The 18,667-nt window shown below is 32.8% G+C and carries 19 protein-coding genes and 2 riboswitches; of the genes, 10 read left to right on the top strand and 9 right to left on the bottom strand.

Annotated features, from left to right (window positions below):
* Positions 1-132: 132 nt before the first annotated feature.
* The 5 genes from CN514_RS02955 (at position 133) to speE (ending at position 6,200) form a co-directional block, all read left to right on the top strand.
* On the top strand, positions 133-660 hold the full coding sequence (locus CN514_RS02955; RefSeq protein WP_098231315.1) for a gamma carbonic anhydrase: 528 nt from the start codon (positions 133-135) through the stop codon (positions 658-660).
* Positions 661-1,126: 466 nt separating this feature from the next.
* Positions 1,127-1,660, top strand: coding sequence for a phosphatase PAP2 family protein (locus CN514_RS02950; RefSeq protein ID WP_098231314.1), 534 nt, complete (start codon positions 1,127-1,129; stop codon positions 1,658-1,660).
* 12 nt (positions 1,661-1,672) lie between these two features.
* On the top strand, positions 1,673-2,824 hold the full coding sequence (locus CN514_RS02945; protein ID WP_098231313.1) for a glycosyltransferase family 4 protein: 1,152 nt from the start codon (positions 1,673-1,675) through the stop codon (positions 2,822-2,824).
* Positions 2,825-3,036: 212 nt separating this feature from the next.
* Positions 3,037-3,873, top strand: a complete 837-nt coding sequence (gene speD, locus CN514_RS02940; RefSeq protein WP_069034739.1) for an adenosylmethionine decarboxylase — start codon at positions 3,037-3,039, stop codon at positions 3,871-3,873.
* A complete protein-coding gene (gene speE / locus CN514_RS26155; protein WP_217993910.1) occupies positions 3,870-6,200 on the top strand; it encodes a polyamine aminopropyltransferase in 2,331 nt (776 codons plus the stop codon). The genes speD and speE overlap by 4 nt, the downstream gene beginning before the upstream one ends.
* A gap of 91 nt (positions 6,201-6,291) precedes the next feature.
* On the opposite strand, the gene CN514_RS02925 is transcribed toward speE, so the two are convergent.
* The 4 genes from CN514_RS02925 to CN514_RS02910 form a co-directional block, all read right to left on the bottom strand.
* Positions 6,292-6,717 carry an OsmC family protein gene (locus CN514_RS02925; RefSeq protein ID WP_098231312.1) on the bottom strand — a complete coding sequence of 142 codons (426 nt, stop codon included), beginning with the start codon at positions 6,715-6,717 and terminating at the stop codon, positions 6,292-6,294.
* A gap of 38 nt (positions 6,718-6,755) precedes the next feature.
* Positions 6,756-7,451, bottom strand: coding sequence for a pirin family protein (locus CN514_RS02920; protein WP_098231311.1), 696 nt, complete (start codon positions 7,449-7,451; stop codon positions 6,756-6,758).
* A gap of 208 nt (positions 7,452-7,659) precedes the next feature.
* Positions 7,660-8,082 (bottom strand): metallothiol transferase FosB, encoded by a 423-nt coding sequence (gene fosB, locus CN514_RS02915; RefSeq protein ID WP_098231310.1) that lies wholly within the window; start codon positions 8,080-8,082, stop codon positions 7,660-7,662.
* Positions 8,083-8,119: 37 nt separating this feature from the next.
* Positions 8,120-9,154, bottom strand: coding sequence for a DUF2332 domain-containing protein (locus CN514_RS02910; protein ID WP_483294995.1), 1,035 nt, complete (start codon positions 9,152-9,154; stop codon positions 8,120-8,122).
* A 117-nt stretch (positions 9,155-9,271) separates the two neighbouring features.
* Between CN514_RS02910 and CN514_RS02905 the strand changes: the two genes are divergently transcribed.
* Positions 9,272-9,781: a DinB family protein gene (locus CN514_RS02905; protein WP_286141531.1), complete on the top strand. Its 510-nt coding sequence runs from the start codon at positions 9,272-9,274 to the stop codon at positions 9,779-9,781.
* A 52-nt stretch (positions 9,782-9,833) separates the two neighbouring features.
* Here CN514_RS02905 and CN514_RS02900 read toward each other — a convergent pair whose 3' ends face one another.
* Both CN514_RS02900 and CN514_RS02895 read right to left on the bottom strand, forming a co-directional pair.
* Positions 9,834-11,141: an amidohydrolase family protein gene (locus CN514_RS02900; protein ID WP_098231307.1), complete on the bottom strand. Its 1,308-nt coding sequence runs from the start codon at positions 11,139-11,141 to the stop codon at positions 9,834-9,836.
* A gap of 72 nt (positions 11,142-11,213) precedes the next feature.
* Positions 11,214-11,313, bottom strand: a riboswitch (purine riboswitch).
* 86 nt (positions 11,314-11,399) lie between these two features.
* Entirely contained in the window at positions 11,400-11,855 is a 456-nt protein-coding gene (locus tag CN514_RS02895) for a MarR family winged helix-turn-helix transcriptional regulator (RefSeq protein WP_098231306.1), read from the bottom strand.
* 35 nt (positions 11,856-11,890) lie between these two features.
* Between CN514_RS02895 and CN514_RS02890 the strand changes: the two genes are divergently transcribed.
* Both CN514_RS02890 and CN514_RS25490 read left to right on the top strand, forming a co-directional pair.
* Positions 11,891-12,478, top strand: coding sequence for a hypothetical protein (locus tag CN514_RS02890; protein WP_098231305.1), 588 nt, complete (start codon positions 11,891-11,893; stop codon positions 12,476-12,478).
* Positions 12,479-12,579: 101 nt separating this feature from the next.
* Positions 12,580-12,744, top strand: a complete 165-nt coding sequence (locus CN514_RS25490) for a hypothetical protein (protein ID WP_176525770.1) — start codon at positions 12,580-12,582, stop codon at positions 12,742-12,744.
* 125 nt (positions 12,745-12,869) lie between these two features.
* Here the strand turns inward: CN514_RS25490 and CN514_RS02885 are convergent, their stop codons facing one another.
* Complete coding sequence (locus CN514_RS02885; protein WP_098231304.1) at positions 12,870-13,859, bottom strand: NAD(P)-dependent alcohol dehydrogenase; 990 nt, start codon at positions 13,857-13,859, stop codon at positions 12,870-12,872.
* 149 nt (positions 13,860-14,008) lie between these two features.
* Positions 14,009-15,205 carry a methionine adenosyltransferase gene (gene metK, locus CN514_RS02880; RefSeq protein ID WP_098231303.1) on the bottom strand — a complete coding sequence of 399 codons (1,197 nt, stop codon included), beginning with the start codon at positions 15,203-15,205 and terminating at the stop codon, positions 14,009-14,011.
* 210 nt (positions 15,206-15,415) lie between these two features.
* A riboswitch (SAM riboswitch) is annotated at positions 15,416-15,529 on the bottom strand.
* 311 nt (positions 15,530-15,840) lie between these two features.
* Between metK and pckA the strand changes: the two genes are divergently transcribed.
* Together pckA and CN514_RS02870 are read left to right on the top strand one after the other, a co-directional pair.
* Positions 15,841-17,427: a phosphoenolpyruvate carboxykinase (ATP) gene (gene pckA, locus CN514_RS02875; RefSeq protein ID WP_098231302.1), complete on the top strand. Its 1,587-nt coding sequence runs from the start codon at positions 15,841-15,843 to the stop codon at positions 17,425-17,427.
* A gap of 200 nt (positions 17,428-17,627) precedes the next feature.
* Positions 17,628-18,158 carry a hypothetical protein gene (locus CN514_RS02870; RefSeq protein ID WP_098231301.1) on the top strand — a complete coding sequence of 177 codons (531 nt, stop codon included), beginning with the start codon at positions 17,628-17,630 and terminating at the stop codon, positions 18,156-18,158.
* A 59-nt stretch (positions 18,159-18,217) separates the two neighbouring features.
* On the opposite strand, the gene CN514_RS02865 is transcribed toward CN514_RS02870, so the two are convergent.
* Complete coding sequence (locus tag CN514_RS02865; protein ID WP_098231356.1) at positions 18,218-18,661, bottom strand: carboxymuconolactone decarboxylase family protein; 444 nt, start codon at positions 18,659-18,661, stop codon at positions 18,218-18,220.
* Between the last annotated feature and the right edge of the window lie 6 nt (positions 18,662-18,667).

Below are 18,667 nucleotides of genomic sequence, written 5' to 3'. Positions count from 1 at the left end.
AATTATCTATTGTTAAAATAAGTTATACTCATATTGAAGTAAATATTATGGAGGTGAACTATGTTGCCTTGTTGTTTAGAGAATTAAACTAAACAATCATCGTATTTTTTATATACTTGGCAACGGTATAGTATGATATTACCATACAAAGGGAAGCAACCCAAAATCGAACCATCAGCTTTTATCGCTTCAACTGCAACTGTTACCGGTTCTGTCACAATTGGAGCAAATAGTAGTGTATTTTTTGGTGCAGTAATCCGTGGCGACGTTAATGATACAATCATTGGAAATGATGTAAATGTTCAAGATTTATCTGTTCTTCACCAAAGTCCAAAATGCCCTCTAATTTTAGAAGATGGCGTAACAATTGGACATAGTGTTATTTTACATAGCTGTACAGTTAAAAAGAATGCATTAGTTGGGATGGGTTCAATCGTTCTAGATGGTGCCGAAATCGGTGAAGGTGCAATGATTGGTGCTGGTAGCTTAGTTCCTGGTGGAAAAGTAATACCTCCTAACACATTAGCATTTGGTAGACCTGCTAAAGTAGTACGTGAATTAACAGAGGAAGACATCATTGATATGGATCGAATTCGTAAAGAATATATTGAAAAAGGACAATTCTATAAAAAAGTAGAAGAAGAAAATCAGTCAAAATAATTTGAGGATTTTTTACATACTGTGCTGCATTAATAAGAAAAAGAGAAGGACTGGATTAAAGCCTTCTCTTTTTTAGGTTTTACTGATAATTTTGATCCGCTCGAATTTATTTTATGATAATTTCATGTAATTACTGTTGTTTCGGCTCAGTTTATAATTTGTGGTCTTATTTGCAGTTTCACCGATTATTTGTAGTTTGACTCTCTTAATTGCAGATTTGCTAGTTTTATTTGTAGTTTCAGCTTTTTTATTTGCACCTTCAAGATTGCAATTTTAGCCTTTTTATTTGCACTTTTCACAAATTCATTTGCACTTTCAAGATTATTGGATACCTTATTCACCCCCGCTCCGATTCTTTTAATAAAAATTTACATATCTAAATTATTCATTTACAAAAGCTTCTATTTAAATCCATAAACCCTTTTTATAATGAAGTTACAAATATCAGCATAATGGAGGATGAAAAATGAGCGCTATTCTTCAAAAGATTCACACATATGAATGTCAACTGTTTTATCGCGTTAATTCATTGTTCCAGAAGCGTTACTTGAATTTTTTCTTTCGCAATATTACCCATCTTGGTGGAGCTACTTTTACAATTGCATCAGCACTAATTTTATTACTTTATTCCAAAGGTGAATTACATGAAGCATCAATCTTATGTTGTTGTACCCTTTCTCTTAGCCATATTCCTGTTCATTTTCTTAAACGTTTTTATCCACGTAAAAGACCTTATCTTAAACTAGAAGGTACTTTTGTGCTGAAAAATCCTTTAAAAGATCATTCCTTCCCTTCTGGTCATACAACGGCAATTATATCTGTTGGTCTTCCTATTATGATTTATTTACCAATTACAGTGTTTATTTTACTTCCTTTAGTTTTGTGTGTCTCATTCTCACGAATTTATCTTGGCTTACATTATCCATCAGATGTGTTTTTCGGAATATTACTTGGTATATTTACTACATTTATTTCACAGTTTTTTATCTATCATTTGTGAGGAGGAGAAGTTATGAGAGTAGCTATTTTTACAGACACCTTTATTCCTCAAGTTAATGGTGTTGCCAAAACTTTAAATCGATTTACAAATTACTTAAAAGATCATGGCCATTCATATCATGTGTTTGCTCCTGAGGACTATGGATTATCATCAACGCAAGATATAACAAGATTAAAATCTGTACCATTTAAAATTTATCCTGAATGTAAAATTTCATTTCCAAACCTTTCAAAAATGAAAAAGACGCTTAAAGAATTTAATCCGGATATTATTCATATCGCAACGCCATTTACAATTGGATTAAGTGGTCTCCATATTTCTAAAAAAATGAAAATTCCTTTGGTTGCTTCATACCACACAAATTTTGACCATTATCTTCAGTACTATAACTTAACATTCTTAGAAAATATTTTATGGAAGTATTTGGATTGGTTTCATAAACCTACTCAAAAAATATTTGTTCCTTCGAAGGATACATTCAATCATTTAGAGACAAAAGGTTTTAACAATCTCTCTATTTGGACCCATGGTGTTGACTGTTCGATCTTTCGTCCAACTTTGAATCATAATGAAATTAAACAAAAATATAATATTACTTCTAAATATACGGTTTGTTTTGTTGGCAGAATTGCACCTGAAAAGGATTTAGAAACCTTATCGAAAATAATAAACTACACCAAACAGCGTTTTAACAAAAATTTAACTTGGATAATCGTTGGAGATGGTCCAAAAAAAGAAGAAATGATTAAGAAAACTGGTACCGATCAAATTATTTATACAGGCTACCTTCAAAAAAAGGACTTAGTTGAGATATATGGTGTGTCTGATCTAATGGTCTTTCCTTCTGATACTGAAACATTTGGAAATGTAGTACTCGAAGCAATGGCATGTGGAACACCAGTGATTGGTGCAAATGCAGGTGGAGTTAAAAATATAATTAGAGATTATTCAACTGGTGTCCTTTGTGAGCCACAAAATACATCTTCATTTTGCCAAGCAATAGAGGATTGCTTACATGGAAGTGAAATGTTGAAGCATATGTCAAAAAAAGCAAGAGATTATGCATTAACGCAGGATTGGAATAGTATCTTTAATAAATTAGTACAGGAATTTGAACTAATCTTTACACCACAACCACCAATCCTCATATCTAAGAAGGCATAAGCAATTTTCCTGCTTTTTATTTTCTGAATATTTTAAATAAAACAACAAAATACCATTATCGATTAGTAACTCCTCAATCATCAACTTATGTGAATAATGAATAATTCAAAAACAAACAATATATATTGAGTAGTTACACTAGCGACTATTGTACAGTCGCTTTTACTTTTTCGTACGTACTTTTTTACTTTGTAAAATTAGGAGGACAATAGATGAATATTTCATCGTCAAATAATTTTCAACTTTATGGTTTTAACAACTTAACGAAATCTTTAAGTTTTAATATGTATGATATTTGCTTTACAAAAACAAAAGAAGAACGTGAAGCATATATTCAGTACATCGATGAACAATATAACGCTGACCGTTTAACAAAAATTTTAACTGAAGTTACGCATATAATCGGAGCCCACATCTTAAATGTTGCAAAACAAGATTATGATCCTCAAGGAGCAAGTGTTACGATTCTCGTTTCAGAAGGTCCGGTTGATAATCCTTCATCTGAAACTTTTTCCGAATCACCTGGCCCATTACCGGAGCTAGTAGTAGCAGCATTAGATAAAAGTCATATTACTGTTCATACTTACCCAGAATATCATCCGGATGATGGAATTAGTACGTTCAGAGCAGATATTGATGTATCTACTTGTGGAGAAATTTCTCCTTTAAAAGCATTAAACTATTTAATACACCAATTTGATGCCGATATTATGACAATTGATTATCGTGTTCGAGGATTTACTCGAGATGTTAGCGGTTATAAATTATTTATTGACCATGATATAAACTCAATCCAAAATTACATTCCACAAAAAATAAAGGACATGTATCAAATGATTGATGTAAATGTGTTCCAAGAAAATATTTTCCACACTAAATGTAAGTTGAAACAATTTAATTTAGATAATTATCTTTTTGGCTACACAAAAGAAAAATTAGACGCGGATGAAATTTCACAAATAGAAGAAAAAGTGAAGTATGAAATGGATGAAATCTTTTACGGTAAAAATTTATGGAATGGTCCTGATGTGGAGGATATTGATGGATGATGGATCACAGTAAAACACCGCTTTTAACTGAATTAGTCCGTTATGCTAAGGAAGATATAACAAGCTTTGATGTTCCCGGGCATAAAAGAGGTAATTCACTGGAGGAATTAAGAGAGCTTTGGAGTGATATGGCTCTTAAAATGGATGTCAATTCTTCAAAGCGTGTTGATAACTTATCGCATCCAACAGGTGTAATCCAAGAAGCCGAAACTTTATTAGCGGATGCCTTTCATTCAGATAACGCTTATATGTTAGTAAATGGTTCGACTTCTGGAGTTCAATATATGATTATGAGCGCCCTTGAACATGGAGATAAAATTCTCCTACCAAGGAATGTACACAAATCCGCAATAAATGCATTAATCTTAGCAGGTGCTAAACCAGTATTTATTGAACCAGAAATCGATTATGAGTATGGAATTGTAAATGGCGTTTCAGTAAAATCTGTTCTTCATGCCCTAGATTTAAATTCGGATGTTAAAGCCATCCTGATTATAAATCCGACCTATTTTGGAGCAACTTCAGATTTAAAACAAATTATCGACATCGGTCATTCCAGGGGAATTCCTGTTTTAGTAGACCAAGCCCATGGTGCTCACTTTTCGTTTCACCCTGATTTACCAAGTAACGCTGCCCTTCTTGGTGCTGACCTTGTTACCCTTAGTTTGCATAAAACTGGTGGTGCTTTAACACAAGCATCAGTTCTACTACATAATGATGGGATCATTACTAAAAATAGGGTTCGATCTACAATTAATTTATTTCAAACAACATCTGCTTCCTATTTACTTATGTGTTCAATCGATGTTGCAAGAAAGAAATTAGTTTTAGAAGGTCAAGAGCGTTTTGAAAAATTACTCAATTTAACAAGAAAAGCTAAAGAAGAAATTAACTCCATAAAAGGTTTAAAATGTATTACGCAAGATTCATATCGAAATGGAGTTGGGGTATTCGATTACGATGAGTTAAAACTCGTTGTGAAAGTTTCAGATTTAGGAATGTCTGGTTTTAAAGTATATGACATGCTTGCAGAGGAATATAAAATTCAAATCGAACTTGCCGAACCTAATGTCATTTTAGCAATTATCTCGCTAGGTGATAATGAAGACACCATTCGAACATTAATTGATGCATTAAGAGATATTAGTGACCGATATTACGGTAAACTTCCGAAACTTGAAACAGATATAAGTGTTGCATTAAAAAATCCTAAAATGGTCATGACTCCTAGAGAAGCCTACTATCATCCTAAACGTATTATTTCAATCCATGATGCAAGTGGATTAATTAGTGGTGAATCAATCATGATTTACCCTCCTGGTATCCCTCTTTGTATACCTGGTGAACTAATTTCAACCGAATTGATTCAGCATTATCTTTATTTAAAATCAGAAGGTACGATCACAATCAACGATGATGATGATCCATATATAATAAAGGTCGTCGATCGAAGTTTGGAGGAAAATTTAATGGATTTATGGTATACAGAGAATCACCAAGAGGATACGAAGTTCTCCATAAAGGTTCAAGAACATATTCATTCTGAAAAAAGTGAATTTCAACAAATCGATTTCTTTAGAAGTGAAACATTTGGAACATTCTTTACTCTAGATGGTTATATGATGGTGACTGAAAAGGATGAATTTATCTACCATGATATGATTACGCACGTATCAATGGCCGTTAATCCAAACATTAAAAAAGTACTAATTATCGGTGGGGGCGATGGTGGTACTGCTCGTGAAGTACTACGATACCCAGGTGTGGAAGTTGTTGATATGGTAGAAATTGATGAGCGAGTAGTAAGACTATGCCAACAATACTTACCTTTAACAGCTTCAAAATTAGATCAAGATAAAAGATTAACCTTATATTTCGAAGACGGCCTAAAGTTCGTACAAGAAGCTGATGAAGGTTATTACGATCTAATTTTGGTAGATTCAACTGATCCTATTGGACCTGGTGAAGGGCTTTTTACAGTTGCTTTCTATAACAATTGCAAACGGGTATTAAGTGAAGAAGGTATACTAATTAACCAGCATGAAAGTCCATATTACGCTAGTTACGCGCACGAAATGAAACGCGCTCATTCCAAAATTAAAGAAACATTTCCGATTTCAAAAGTTTATCAATTCCATATGCCAACTTATCCATCTGGACATTGGTTATTCGGATTTGCTTCAAAAAAATATGATCCAATTAAAGACATTAAAGCTGATGAATGGAATAAGCTAGGGATCGAAACAAAATATTATAATACAGACCTACATGTTGGCTGCTTTATGCTTCCTACTTATGTAAAAAAACAATTAGATAATGAAGAGTAAGTAAAGAAACCAGCAATCTGCTGGTTTTTTGAATTGCAATTAAAAAAGCTGCCCCAAAAAGTACTTTTACTTTAGAGACAGCTACTTTTTATTACAGTACTTCATCATCCTTCGTTCCATTTAAAGTGAAACTTGCTGTAATGTTAGCATTTAAAGAATGAGCTACTGAGCAATATTTATCCTTTGATAATTTGATCGCTTTTCGAACTTTTTCTGTATCTAACTCTCCGCCTAAAATATAATGCAAGTGAATGTCAGTAAAACGCTTAGGGTGCTCCTCAGCTCGTTCACCATTTACTTCTATTTCGAATGAAGTTAGTTTTAATCTCATTTTTTCAAGGATTAATACGATATCAATTGCTGTACATCCTGCGACTGCATTAATTAAAAGTTCAACTGGTGTAGGTGCACTATTTTCCCCACCTAAAGACTCGGCAGTATCCATTTTTATTTCATGGCCAGATGGTGCAATTCCTGAAAAGGCTAACTTGCCATCCCATTTAATACTTGTTTTCATTACCTATTTCCCCTCCAATAATTAGATCATTTCATCTATTATTTTTTCATTTCTACTACTAAATAATGTGAAAAATCTTTTGATTTTATTTTAATATCTTCTTCAATTATTTTTGCAGCATCACTAGCTTCCAATAGTTCTCCATTCACAATGGCATTTCCTTCTAATAAGACTAAATACGCTTGTCGATCCTTTTTCATTTCAAAAGTAATTTCTTCATTTTCATTTAATGCAAGCGAGTAAATATTTGCATCTTGGTGAATTTTAATTGGGGCACTCCCTTCAACTGGGGATACCATATGATACCATTTTCCTTCTCTCTCTTCCCAATCTGATAGTAAGTCACCGTAATTTGGAGTATGACCTGCTTTGTCAGGAATAATCCATAATTGAATTAATCTTAATAAATCCCTGCCCATATTGTGTTCACTGTGATACACACCCGTTCCTGCACTCATGTACTGAATATCACCACGTCCAATTTCATGTTTATTCCCCATACTATCAGTGTGAGTTAAATTCCCATTAATGACATATGTTATGATTTCCATATCACTATGTGGATGAGTCCCAAATCCTCTGTGTGCTTTAATTAAATCATCATTTAATACTCTTAATACACCAAAGTTCATATTACTTGGATCATTATAATTTGCAAATGAAAAATGATGAATTGTTTTTAACCATCCGTGATCAGCGTGACCTAATTGTTTACTATTGATTTTTTCGAACATTGTTTATCGCTCCTTTAAATTTTATCTTCAATTCGAGATATTAAACAAAGAATAACTTATCTAGATATCTTATTACTATTATTACTAACCTGTTTAAAATGATATTTTATCTTTCATTTTACCGAACTCTTAACTATATTGTATCAAAAAATATCTTTAATTCAAGATATTTTTCGTAGAAAGTTCAGCTAAACTTTCCATCCAACAACTAAATATAAAAATCCATATATGGCTTTGTTTGCTTATAATATTCAATTCGATCTAGCAGTGTACCAGTATGAAATTCAAATTTATGTCCATCTGGATCTGTAAAATAAATTGAATTTTTATCTCGTTTATCTCTTTCACGACCATTCAATCTATTTACCTTAAGTTGAACTAATTTATCATACATTTTTTCAAAGGAGTCTTCGTCAATGGTAAAAGCCAAATGGGTATATGAATGATGAATTTCATTTCTAGGTATATCCTTCTCTACATTTAAGGCGAGCCATATACCATTTAAATCTAAATATGCTGTTGTTCTACCTTTTACTAAGAGAGTTGCATCGAATACGTTTCGATAAAAATCGATTGCTGTTTCTAAATTAGATACTGAAAACAACAAATGATTGATCCCTTTTATCTCCATTTTACTCCCTCATTTCATAGTTATTTATTATGTTTTACTAAATCCTCCATTCAAACCATTTACCATGACCTTCTGTTTCTCCAATTACTTCTTCATACTTTACCCCATTAATATAAAGGTCAAGATGTAGCATTCGATCCCAAATATTGTTATATAGATGAAACACATCCCTATTTTTACTTATAACTTCAATCGTTTTTAATAAACTTTGTTTTCCCTTTACCGGTATTTGATTTGCGACATGTGTATGAAAAATACATAGAATTGAATCATTTGATAATTGTTTGACTACTTCTGGAAGCATTTTAATTCCGTCTGCTTCTATTAAATTGATTTCATTTCCCTTGATACTTATAACGGCTTTTTCAAATAATTCTCTTCGTTCAAAATGCTCCGGCCAAATTAAGGCTTTTAGCCATAAATAGTCTTCTTCGTTTGATAAATCATTTACGTGTAAATCTATTCCATACCGATCAACAACTGGAGGCATTTTTTCTAATAATGGGAGAATAGTTGGGCCTTTATCTTTTACCTCCGAATTGATAAGAACATTCGATTTTATATTCCCATAAATAGTTTCACTTGTGCTATAAGAATACTTATATTGATCCCATAATAGTTGAAGTCCAGCACTAGTTCCTATTTCTATTAACGAGATTGGTTTATTAATCTTTTGATAAATGTAAGAAAAGCATGGATAAAGATATGCACAACGTCTAACTTCATTTGTTTGGACAATTTTCGTTTGAATAAACTGAATAATTTCGTTTCTAAATTTTTTACAAAAATCCTGAAAATATGGATAGGAGCCTTCTAATTCCTTTGGTGTTTCTACTAGGCTTGGATAGAACTCTTTTAACGGATGATGCTTACCATTCATTAATAAATAATGAATCGACCCTAATAATAAATTTGGAATAGGCTGACCAGCTTGCGCAAAAGTACATAAATCATGAATCTCTCCATCTTCTGCAATTTTTAATGATAAATACTCATATAATTTACTAGAATTTTCACATTCATTTTTTGCAAATTGCTTAAAACGTTTCTTCAGCTGAATATTCATATTAATCACCTTAATATTTTTATTTTTCAAACTTCTATTTACATAATTTTACCATAATATATAATTTCCTTATTGTACTATGCTTTGTTGATTTTAAATTTAAAACTATGAGGTGATTAATTGATGTCTAGACCAAATTCAAACGAATATAACCCACACTTTAAAGGTTATATTGCCCTAGTTCCTAAAGGGGACTTACAAACTATTTTGAGGAAGCAGTTAGAGGAATCCATCAGTTTTTTTAAGGCAATCTCCAAAGAAAAATCCGAATATCGATACGCGGACGGGAAATGGAGTATTAAGGAAGTTCTTGGACACTTAGTCGATACTGAAAGAATAATGTGCTATCGTCTATTGGCAATTGCAAGAGGGGATCACAATCCTTTACCATCTTTTGATGAAAACGCCTATAATGAAAATGCAAATTTCAATCGACTTGAGCTAGAGCAAATTATTTATGAATATCAAACTGTTCGTCAAGCAACTTTATCTATGTTAGAAAACTTATCTAATGAAACATTAGAAAATGAGGGAAATGTTCTAAATCACCCAACGACACCTCGTGCAATTGCTTATATTATTGCAGGCCATGAGTTACATCACTTAAAAATCATCAATGAACGATATTTTTAAATTAGAAAGAGCAGGAATATCTTTTTTCCTGCTCTTCTTTGTATATTTACTTTTAAGCAAATCTACTCTGTAATCGATTTACTTCTGCGATTACTTTTTCTTCATCAATTGTTAAACAAATACGGTCTTTTACAATTGCTTTCCCATCAATGAAAACATCACATACATCGCTACCACGTGCAGCGTATAGTAAGTGTGAATAGGCATTACTTAATGGTTGTAAATGCTCTTTATCAAATGGATAAATTGTAATAAAGTCTGCTTTTTTATTGATTTCAAGTGAGCCAGTATGTCCCATTCCTATAGCTTCTGCGCCACCTCGAGTAGCCAAAGTTAATGCAGTTTGTGCTGAGAATTTCGTAGCATCTTTATACATTCCTTTTTGTAGCAGTGCAGCTATTCTCACTTCTTCAAACATGTCAAGATTGTTATTAGATGCTGTGCTATCCGTTGCTATACCTACTTTTACTCCAGCGTCTAATAAACTAACCACATCAGCAACCCCAGAACCTAACTTCAAATTACTAATTGGATTATGAGCAACTCGTACATCATATTCTTTTAGAATCGCTCTTTCTTCATCATTTAGAACTACACCGTGAGCCATTACTGTCGGCTGATTAAATACACCTAATTTGCGTAGATGTTCTACAGGTCGGTTTGAATAACGAGTTTCAATATCTTGAATTTCATAATCTGTTTCAGATACATGAATGTGCATCATTAAATCATTTTCATTTGCGATACGTGCACTTTCAATTAGAGCTTCTGGTGTGCATGCATATGGGCTATGAGGTGCAACCATCGTTGTTAGACGGCCATCAGCAAACCTTTTGTAGTCTTTTGAAAATTGCTCAGCACCTTTAAGATTCGATTTTTGCTCTTCTTCTGTTCCAAAGCTAAATATTGAATATGAAAATGCTCCTCTAATTCCAGTTTCACCAATAGTCTCCATGACAACATTTGGATCGATTCCATTAGGGTTAAACATATCTGAGAATGCTGTAGTTCCCGACTTAACCATTTCTAAAATTCCAAGCTGTGCACTTACAGAAGCAATTTCAGTTGTATATTGTCTTTCAATCGGCCATATTTTAGTTTCTAACCAAGGCTTTAACAGCATGTCATCTCCAATACCACGTAAAAGCGTCATGAGAATATGAGAATGTGTATTTACAAGTCCTGGCATTACCCATTTCCCTTGAAGATTAACTACTTGATCCGCATCCTTTACTAGCTCTTCAGAATGATTTCCGACATAAGTAATGAATTGATCTTGAACGATCATCATACCGTTTTCGAAGATTTTATTTTCTTGATCCATTGTAAAAAATGTTGCATTTATATAGACTGTTTTCATTATTTTTCCTCCCTAGTCACTTTCATAATTGTGTGAAAATAAAAAAATCCTGATTACGAAGAAGGATGTAAATAAAATTACATTCTTTTTCGTAATCAGGATTTTACGGTTCCTGGTAGAGACCCTCATACCATATCAATGAGGTTATACAATTTTGTATGTTGTTATATTAAAACATAATATACGATTAGTAAGTAATGTTCAAGGATTTCTATAATTTAACAACAATAAGCATGCCTAATCGGGATTCTTCCCTCTCTAATCTAATTTCCCAAGTATTTTTATGATCTTGTGCATTGAGTAGTCTAAATCAAGTAAGTCTTCCTCATCAAGCTGTCCAATCCGTTCACAAAAAATATGATAAAAATCTTCCCATCGCTTTGTGACAACTTTTTTACCTTTTTCAGTAAGGATAATTTTTACACTTCGTTTATCATTCGGATCTTGAATTTTAGATACATATTCTTTTTCTTCAAATTTCATAATTAATGGAGTCATTTGCTGTTTAGAAATGCTTATATTTTGAGCTAGCTCTGTAATTGAAATTCCATCTACTGTTTGAAACAATTCTTCTAATATATGACTTTGTAAATGAGTTAGCTCGGACGGCTTATTCTTTAAAGTATTTTTAGAGCCTTGCTTGTTAAACTTATTAAAAACTAGAGGAAGTAGTTGGATAAACTTCTCTGCGATTTGATTTGGATTTGAATTCATTTTATTACAAACCTTTCTAGGAAAAAATTTCTAAATTGACATTAGAAGCGCTTGTACAAGGTGTTCTAACTGTAAAAGAAGAAATTGAAAAAAGCAATTTACCTATTAAAATTGGATTTGGCTCGGTTCCTGAGGGAGAAAAGGCAGTTCCACATTTTTGGGAAAATTTAATGAAAATAGGTGGGGACGAATTTATTCAGTCAATTGATTATGTAGGTCATAATTTTTATGTGGATGTATTTGAGGAACCTTTAACAATTGAGGAAGTTGCTGTTTCAGTAGAAAACATACTACGTAAATTTCGAGAAACCTTAGATCGTAATGGTTTCCCATCCACCCTTCCAATACACATTACAGAGAATGGATGGCCTACTGGCAAAAATCCATTTATACAAATCAAAAGGTCATATGAGCAACAATCAATCGTACTTGAAGTAATTATTCGAACAGTCTATTCTTTGCGTCAGGAACTAAATATTACCCATTATGAATTTTTTGGTTTAAGAGATGCTGATAGTTCAAAAGACGACCTATTTCATCAATTTGGTATTATGAAGGATGATTATACTATTAAGCCTGCTTATCTTACCTTTCAAAAATTAATAAGTGAATTAAGCGAGTAAATCAATTACTTCTATAACATTGAATGAAGTTAGTCAATTCGTTAAGACTAAAACAACGAGGGTTTCATTGACTTTCTACTATATATATGGAGGTAATAAAATTGAGCAAAAAAAATAAACCCATCAGAAGCGAAGAGCAAATGAAAATACAAGCAGACCTTAATAATCTCGATCCAGGTCATTCCGTGGATGAGCACCGTAAAATTGAAACAGCCAATATAATATTAGCTGGAGAAGAAATCAGACAGCAAAATGAAAATCTATAAAAGAAATCCCTCAAAAGTCTATTTTGAGGGATTTCTTTGTGTAAATAAAAAGTTAGCTTATATTTCGAGACGCAGGTAATAAGCACCGTATATAGAGGCGAAGCACCGAAGAAAGCGAGCGTTTGTCAACAGTCTGAAATCCCACGAATGTTAATAACGACATTCCCCTTCTTATGCCCTTTTTCTACGTATCGATGTGCTTCAACAATTTGATTAAGTGGGTACTGTCGATCAATAACAGCTTTTAACTTATCCGCTTCAATAAGTGCTTTTATATAATTTAAATCTTCATTGTTCATATTAGCTACACCAAGTATGGCTTTTTTATTACTAAATAAATTACTCCATATAGCTTGGAAATAAACTGAAAGCTTCCATACCGCACTTAATAAATAGACGCCATCTTTGTTAAGCAATCTTTTACAATTAGAAAAGGAACTTTTACCTACCGTGTCAAAAATAATGTCATAAGTTTTCTTACTCTTAGACAGATCTTCATTTGTATAATCGATTACTTCATTTGCTCCTAATGCCCTTACCAATTCTAAATTTGCTGTACTACATAATGCGGTAACTTCTGTACCAAAATATTTAGCTAGCTGAATTGCATATGTTCCAACACTTCCTGAAGCACCATAAATAAGTACTTTTTGTCCGTTTTGAATAATACTTCCCCTTAGAAAGTGTAATGCAGTAAGCGCCCCAACAGGTACAGCTGCAGCTTGCTCAAATGACATATTTATAGGTTTTTTAGCTAGAACACCTTCTTCATGTAAAGAGATATATTCAGCATTAGACCCAAAATTAAATCCACTATATCCAAAAACTTGATCACCTGTTTTAAAATTTCTTACGTTTTTGCCAACTGTGACTATTTCTCCTGCAAGCTCACAACCTGGTATTTGATTTTTCGGCTTAGTGAGGCCAAACATAAGGCGTGAAGGTAGCCAATACATAAAAGGAAAATCGGAGCTTCGAAGTTTTACATCTCCTGCGGTTACAGTTGTTGCGTGTATTTTAATTAATACCTCATCATCTTTTATTTTTGGTTTTTCAACCTCAGTTATTTGAAGAACTTCTGGTGGACCATATTTTGTACATATAATCGCTTTCATAGGTTCCTCCATTACAAACTTTAATTTAGTCATTTAAACCTATGAATAATGATTTTTAAGTATACCTATATGTAGAATAAAACAGTGTGATTCTAACTAAACAAAAAAGACTGAATATAGCATATGCCATATTCAGCCTTAATCATTTATTATAGACCTGCTTCAGTTTTCAAAACTTCTGCTTTATCAGTACGCTCCCAAGGAAGATCGATATCTGTACGGCCAAAGTGACCATAAGCAGCAGTTTGTTTGTAAATTGGACGACGTAGGTCAAGCATTTTAATAATTCCAGCTGGACGTAGGTCGAAGTTGTTGCGAATTACTTCAACTAATTTTTCTTCTGAAACTTTACCTGTACCAAAAGTATCAATAGCGATTGAAACTGGTTTAGCTACACCAATTGCATATGCTAATTGAACTTCAGCTTTATCAGCTAAGCCAGCAGCTACGATGTTTTTCGCAACGTAACGTGCAGCGTAAGCAGCAGAACGGTCAACTTTAGTTGCATCTTTACCAGAGAATGCGCCACCACCGTGACGAGCATATCCACCGTAAGTATCAACAATAATCTTACGACCTGTTAAACCAGCATCCCCTTGAGGTCCACCGATTACGAAGCGACCTGTTGGGTTGATAAAGAATTTTGTGTTTTCATCAATTAACTCAGCTGGTACAACTGGTTTAATGACAAGTTCTTTAATATCATTTTCAATTTGAGCTTGAGTAGCTTCTGGACCATGTTGTGTTGATACAACAATTGCATCAATACGAACTGGTTTGTTGTTTTCATCATACTCAACTGTTACTTGAGTTTTACCGTCTGGACGTAAGTAAGAAACTGTTTCATTTTTTCTAACTTCAGTTAAACGGCGAGCAATTTTGTGAGATAATGAAATTGGAAGTGGCATTAATTCAGGTGTTTCATTAACAGCAAAACCGAACATTAAACCTTGGTCTCCTGCACCGATTGCTTCAATTTCTTCATCTGTCATGCTACCTTCACGAGCTTCTAACGCTTGGTCTACACCTAGAGCGATATCAGCTGATTGCTCATCGATAGAAGTTAAAACTGCACATGTATCTGCATCAAATCCATATTTTGCACGATCATAACCGATTTCACGGATTGTTTCGCGAACGATTTTTGGGATATCTACATAAGTAGAAGTTGTAATTTCACCTGCAACAAGTACTAAACCTGTTGTAACTGAAGTTTCCGCTGCTACACGAGCATTCGGATCATTTGTTAAAATTGCATCAAGAATTGAATCTGAAATTTGGTCACAGATTTTATCTGGATGTCCTTCTGTAACTGATTCTGAAGTAAATAAACGACGTTGTGACATTGAGTCCCCTCCTAAATTGAATGTGACGGATCTCTTTTTTCTCAACATAAGAATAAAAAGTTTTTTCCTATTCCTATGTTTCCCATTTAAGATAAAGATAACTCAGTGTAAATTACGAAATTGCCACTGTATTTAAGTTTTGAGCAAAAAAAAAGCCTTCCTCTTATCAAATATTACATGAGGAAAGGGTTCTTGGTTATTTGCCTTTCGCTCTTATCGTCCAAGACATAAAAAAAGTCTTGCATCAGGTTCAGCACCTTTCACTAAAAGTGAGGTTGCTGGGCTTCGTAGGGCCTGTATCCCTCCACCTACTCGGGATAAGAGAGTATCCGTATGAAAAGTATCATATTAAAATTTCACTTTCTTGTCAACAATTTTCATTATAACTTATACATAATTCTACAATAACTTTATCTCTACATTCATTTCTATTTAATGGGAAATTACTAAGTATTATACTTACATTTAAATAACTTACTTCATTTAGTAAGTAAATTTTACTCAAATTTATTTTTTAATCAAATTCATAACACATTTTGCCAACTAATAGTATACACTATTAAAATAAATGTGTTATACTATTTATCGAGATACCTACATGGCAGACAAATATATTTAAAGGATGGTATTAGTATATGAAGACAGTTGATGTAAACTTTGAATTAAACGAATTACTTACAAGTAATCAAGTGTATAACCAACTAAGCGTTTCTGAGTTAGTTGAAAAAGTCCTAACAAGACAAGAAGGAATTTTAACGTCAACAGGAGCAGTTAGCGTTTCAACAGGCAAATATACTGGACGTTCACCTAAAGATAAATTTATTGTTCAAGAGGCATCTGTTGAAAATTTAATCGATTGGGGTTCAGTAAATCAACCAATCTCTGCTGACGTATTCGAAAAATTATATAGCAAAGTACTTAACTACTTAAAAGATCGTAACGAATTATTCTTATTTAAAGGATTTGCTGGTGCTGACACAGAGTATCGTTTACCAATCCAAGTAATTAACGAATTTGCATGGCACAACTTATTTGCTCATCAATTATTTATTCGCCCAACTGAGCAAGAGCTTCAAACTCATGAAGCAGAATTTACAATTGTTTCTGCTCCAACATTTAAAGCAGACCCTGTAGTTGATGGAACAAATTCAGAGGCATTTGTTATTGTATCATTTGAAAAGAAAATTATCTTAATTGGTGGTACGGAATATGCTGGAGAAATGAAAAAATCTATTTTCTCAATCATGAATTTCCTATTACCACAAAATAATGTATTACCAATGCACTGTTCTGCTAACGTTGGTAGCGAAGGCGATGTAGCATTATTCTTTGGACTTTCAGGAACTGGTAAAACAACATTATCTGCAGATGCAGACCGTAAGTTAATCGGTGATGACGAGCACGGATGGTCAGATAATGGTGTATTCAACATTGAAGGCGGTTGCTACGCTAAATGTATCAATTTAACATTTGAAAAAGAGCCACAAATTTTCTCTGCAATTAAATTTGGTACAGTTTTAGAAAATGTAGTAGTTAAATCTGATAACCGTTTAGCTGACTATGATGATACAACTTTAACAGAAAATACTCGTGCTGCATACCCAATGCAAGCAATTCAAAATATCATTGAGCCAAGTGTTGCTGGACATCCGCATGCAATTATCTTTTTAACTGCTGATGCATTTGGAGTATTACCTCCAATCAGTAAATTAACAAAAGAGCAAGCTATGTACCACTTCTTAAGTGGATTTACTAGTAAATTAGCAGGTACTGAGCGTGGTGTTACTTCTCCACAAGTAACATTCTCAACATGCTTCGGATCACCATTCTTACCGCTTCCAGCTGTAGAATATGCAAAAATGCTTGGTGAAAAAATTGAAAAACATAATGTAAATGTATTCTTAGTAAACACTGGTTGGACTGGTGGAGAATACGGCGTTGGTAAACGTATGAATCTTTCTTACACAAGAGCAATGGTTCACGCTGCACTTGAAGGTGATTTAAACAATATTGAAACTACACAAGATGAGTTTTTCGGTTTAGCAATTCCAACTCATGTACCTGGTGTACCTGATAGCGTATTAGTTCCTTCAACAACTTGGGAAGACAAATCAGCTTATCATCAAAAAGCACTTGAATTAGTAACTAAATTCAAAGAAAACTTCAAAAAATTTGAAGGCTTTGATGCTAAATTAGCTGAACTTGGTGGACCTTTAAAATAATCTAATAAAGTAAAATGTAAGGGCTGTCCAAAAAGTCGGGATTTATGACTTTTAGGCAGCCTTTTTTTATTTAACAACCTCCAGATAACTTATTAAAAGGAAATTCTTTACATTCAAAGAATAAGATTAAAGTAACTTTAAATTTAACTGAACATCTTTCATAATCACCAGTTATTAACCGAATTAAATGGAGGATTAAAATGAGATCCATAAAGATATTAACTTTGATTTTTTCATTTACTGCAATTTTATTAACTACCTTTTTTTTATATAAGTCTGGTTCCTCGTCTCAAAAATTAGATAAGCATGATTCACTATCTTCTAAAGAAAGTGAACCAAATATTGAATCATTATCCAAAAGATATTATGAGATCAAAGATTCCGTGGATAATCAATTACTTTATCGAGTTGAATATTATTTGGTCGTATCAGTACCGGAACGTTTTAAAAACGATATAAAAAATGGTCGAATAGAAATAGAACTACCTAAAAAAGTCCAATCAATATTTGGAGTCAATATTGAAGAAATAAATCATAATGAAGTATACGAAATCATAAATGGAAGAGCTATTTTTAATCTATCTAGTTCTATTGCTACTTCAAATATGACAATAGATCAAAAAAATTATATTAGAAATAATCATGATCTCTACACTATAAAAATTTATTCTAATAAAAAGAAATTAATAAAAAGAGATGTTATAAAAGTACAAAATTTTAATAAGAATTGAAAAATTACATTAAAAAAATGAGCCAATCTGCGGCTCATTTTTATTTTTTAATTAGGATCTTATTTTTCAGCTGGTCTATTCCCCATAGAAATAGAAATACGATTCCAACTGTTAATTTGATTGATTATGAATACAAGATTTACATATTCTTCTTCGCTAAAGTGTTTACTTACACGATTATATAGTTCTTCAGATACACCTTTATTCGAAATTTGTGTAATATGCTCAGTTAACTCTAAAGCTGCTTTTTCCGCATCTGTGTAAAAATCGCAATCTCTCCATGCACTAATACAGTATAAACGTTGTTCCGTTTCTCCTATTTCTCTCGCTTCAGAGGAATGCATGTCAAGGCAAAATGCACAACCATTTATTTGTGAAGCGCGAATTTTGATAAGTTCACGAAGTTTATGGTCTATATCAGTTGATTTAATAAACTTTTCCATTTCCATCATTATTTTAAGTGCTGCTGGTGCTAATTTTGAATAATTAATTTGTTTTTCCATTTTAAT

Origin of the sequence: Bacillus sp. AFS001701 (assembly GCF_002559405.1) — a bacterium.
Classification (GTDB): domain Bacteria; phylum Bacillota; class Bacilli; order Bacillales; family Bacillaceae_G; genus Gottfriedia.
This window is presented reverse-complemented; position numbering and strand designations above follow the sequence as displayed.

Coding starts and splice junctions, on each gene's coding strand:
- CN514_RS02955 (WP_098231315.1), top strand. CDS start 133: ATGATATTACCATACAAAGGGAAGCAACCCAAAATCGAACCATCAGCT.
- CN514_RS02950 (WP_098231314.1), top strand. CDS start 1,127: ATGAGCGCTATTCTTCAAAAGATTCACACATATGAATGTCAACTGTTT.
- CN514_RS02945 (WP_098231313.1), top strand. CDS start 1,673: ATGAGAGTAGCTATTTTTACAGACACCTTTATTCCTCAAGTTAATGGT.
- speD (WP_069034739.1), top strand. CDS start 3,037: ATGAATATTTCATCGTCAAATAATTTTCAACTTTATGGTTTTAACAAC.
- speE (WP_217993910.1), top strand. CDS start 3,870: ATGATGGATCACAGTAAAACACCGCTTTTAACTGAATTAGTCCGTTAT.
- CN514_RS02925 (WP_098231312.1), bottom strand. CDS start 6,717: ATGAAAACAAGTATTAAATGGGATGGCAAGTTAGCCTTTTCAGGAATT.
- CN514_RS02920 (WP_098231311.1), bottom strand. CDS start 7,451: ATGTTCGAAAAAATCAATAGTAAACAATTAGGTCACGCTGATCACGGA.
- fosB (WP_098231310.1), bottom strand. CDS start 8,082: ATGGAGATAAAAGGGATCAATCATTTGTTGTTTTCAGTATCTAATTTA.
- CN514_RS02905 (WP_286141531.1), top strand. CDS start 9,272: ATGTCTAGACCAAATTCAAACGAATATAACCCACACTTTAAAGGTTAT.
- CN514_RS02900 (WP_098231307.1), bottom strand. CDS start 11,141: ATGAAAACAGTCTATATAAATGCAACATTTTTTACAATGGATCAAGAA.
- CN514_RS02895 (WP_098231306.1), bottom strand. CDS start 11,855: ATGAATTCAAATCCAAATCAAATCGCAGAGAAGTTTATCCAACTACTT.
- CN514_RS02885 (WP_098231304.1), bottom strand. CDS start 13,859: ATGAAAGCGATTATATGTACAAAATATGGTCCACCAGAAGTTCTTCAA.
- metK (WP_098231303.1), bottom strand. CDS start 15,205: ATGTCACAACGTCGTTTATTTACTTCAGAATCAGTTACAGAAGGACAT.
- pckA (WP_098231302.1), top strand. CDS start 15,841: ATGAAGACAGTTGATGTAAACTTTGAATTAAACGAATTACTTACAAGT.
- CN514_RS02870 (WP_098231301.1), top strand. CDS start 17,628: ATGAGATCCATAAAGATATTAACTTTGATTTTTTCATTTACTGCAATT.
- CN514_RS02865 (WP_098231356.1), bottom strand. CDS start 18,661: ATGGAAAAACAAATTAATTATTCAAAATTAGCACCAGCAGCACTTAAA.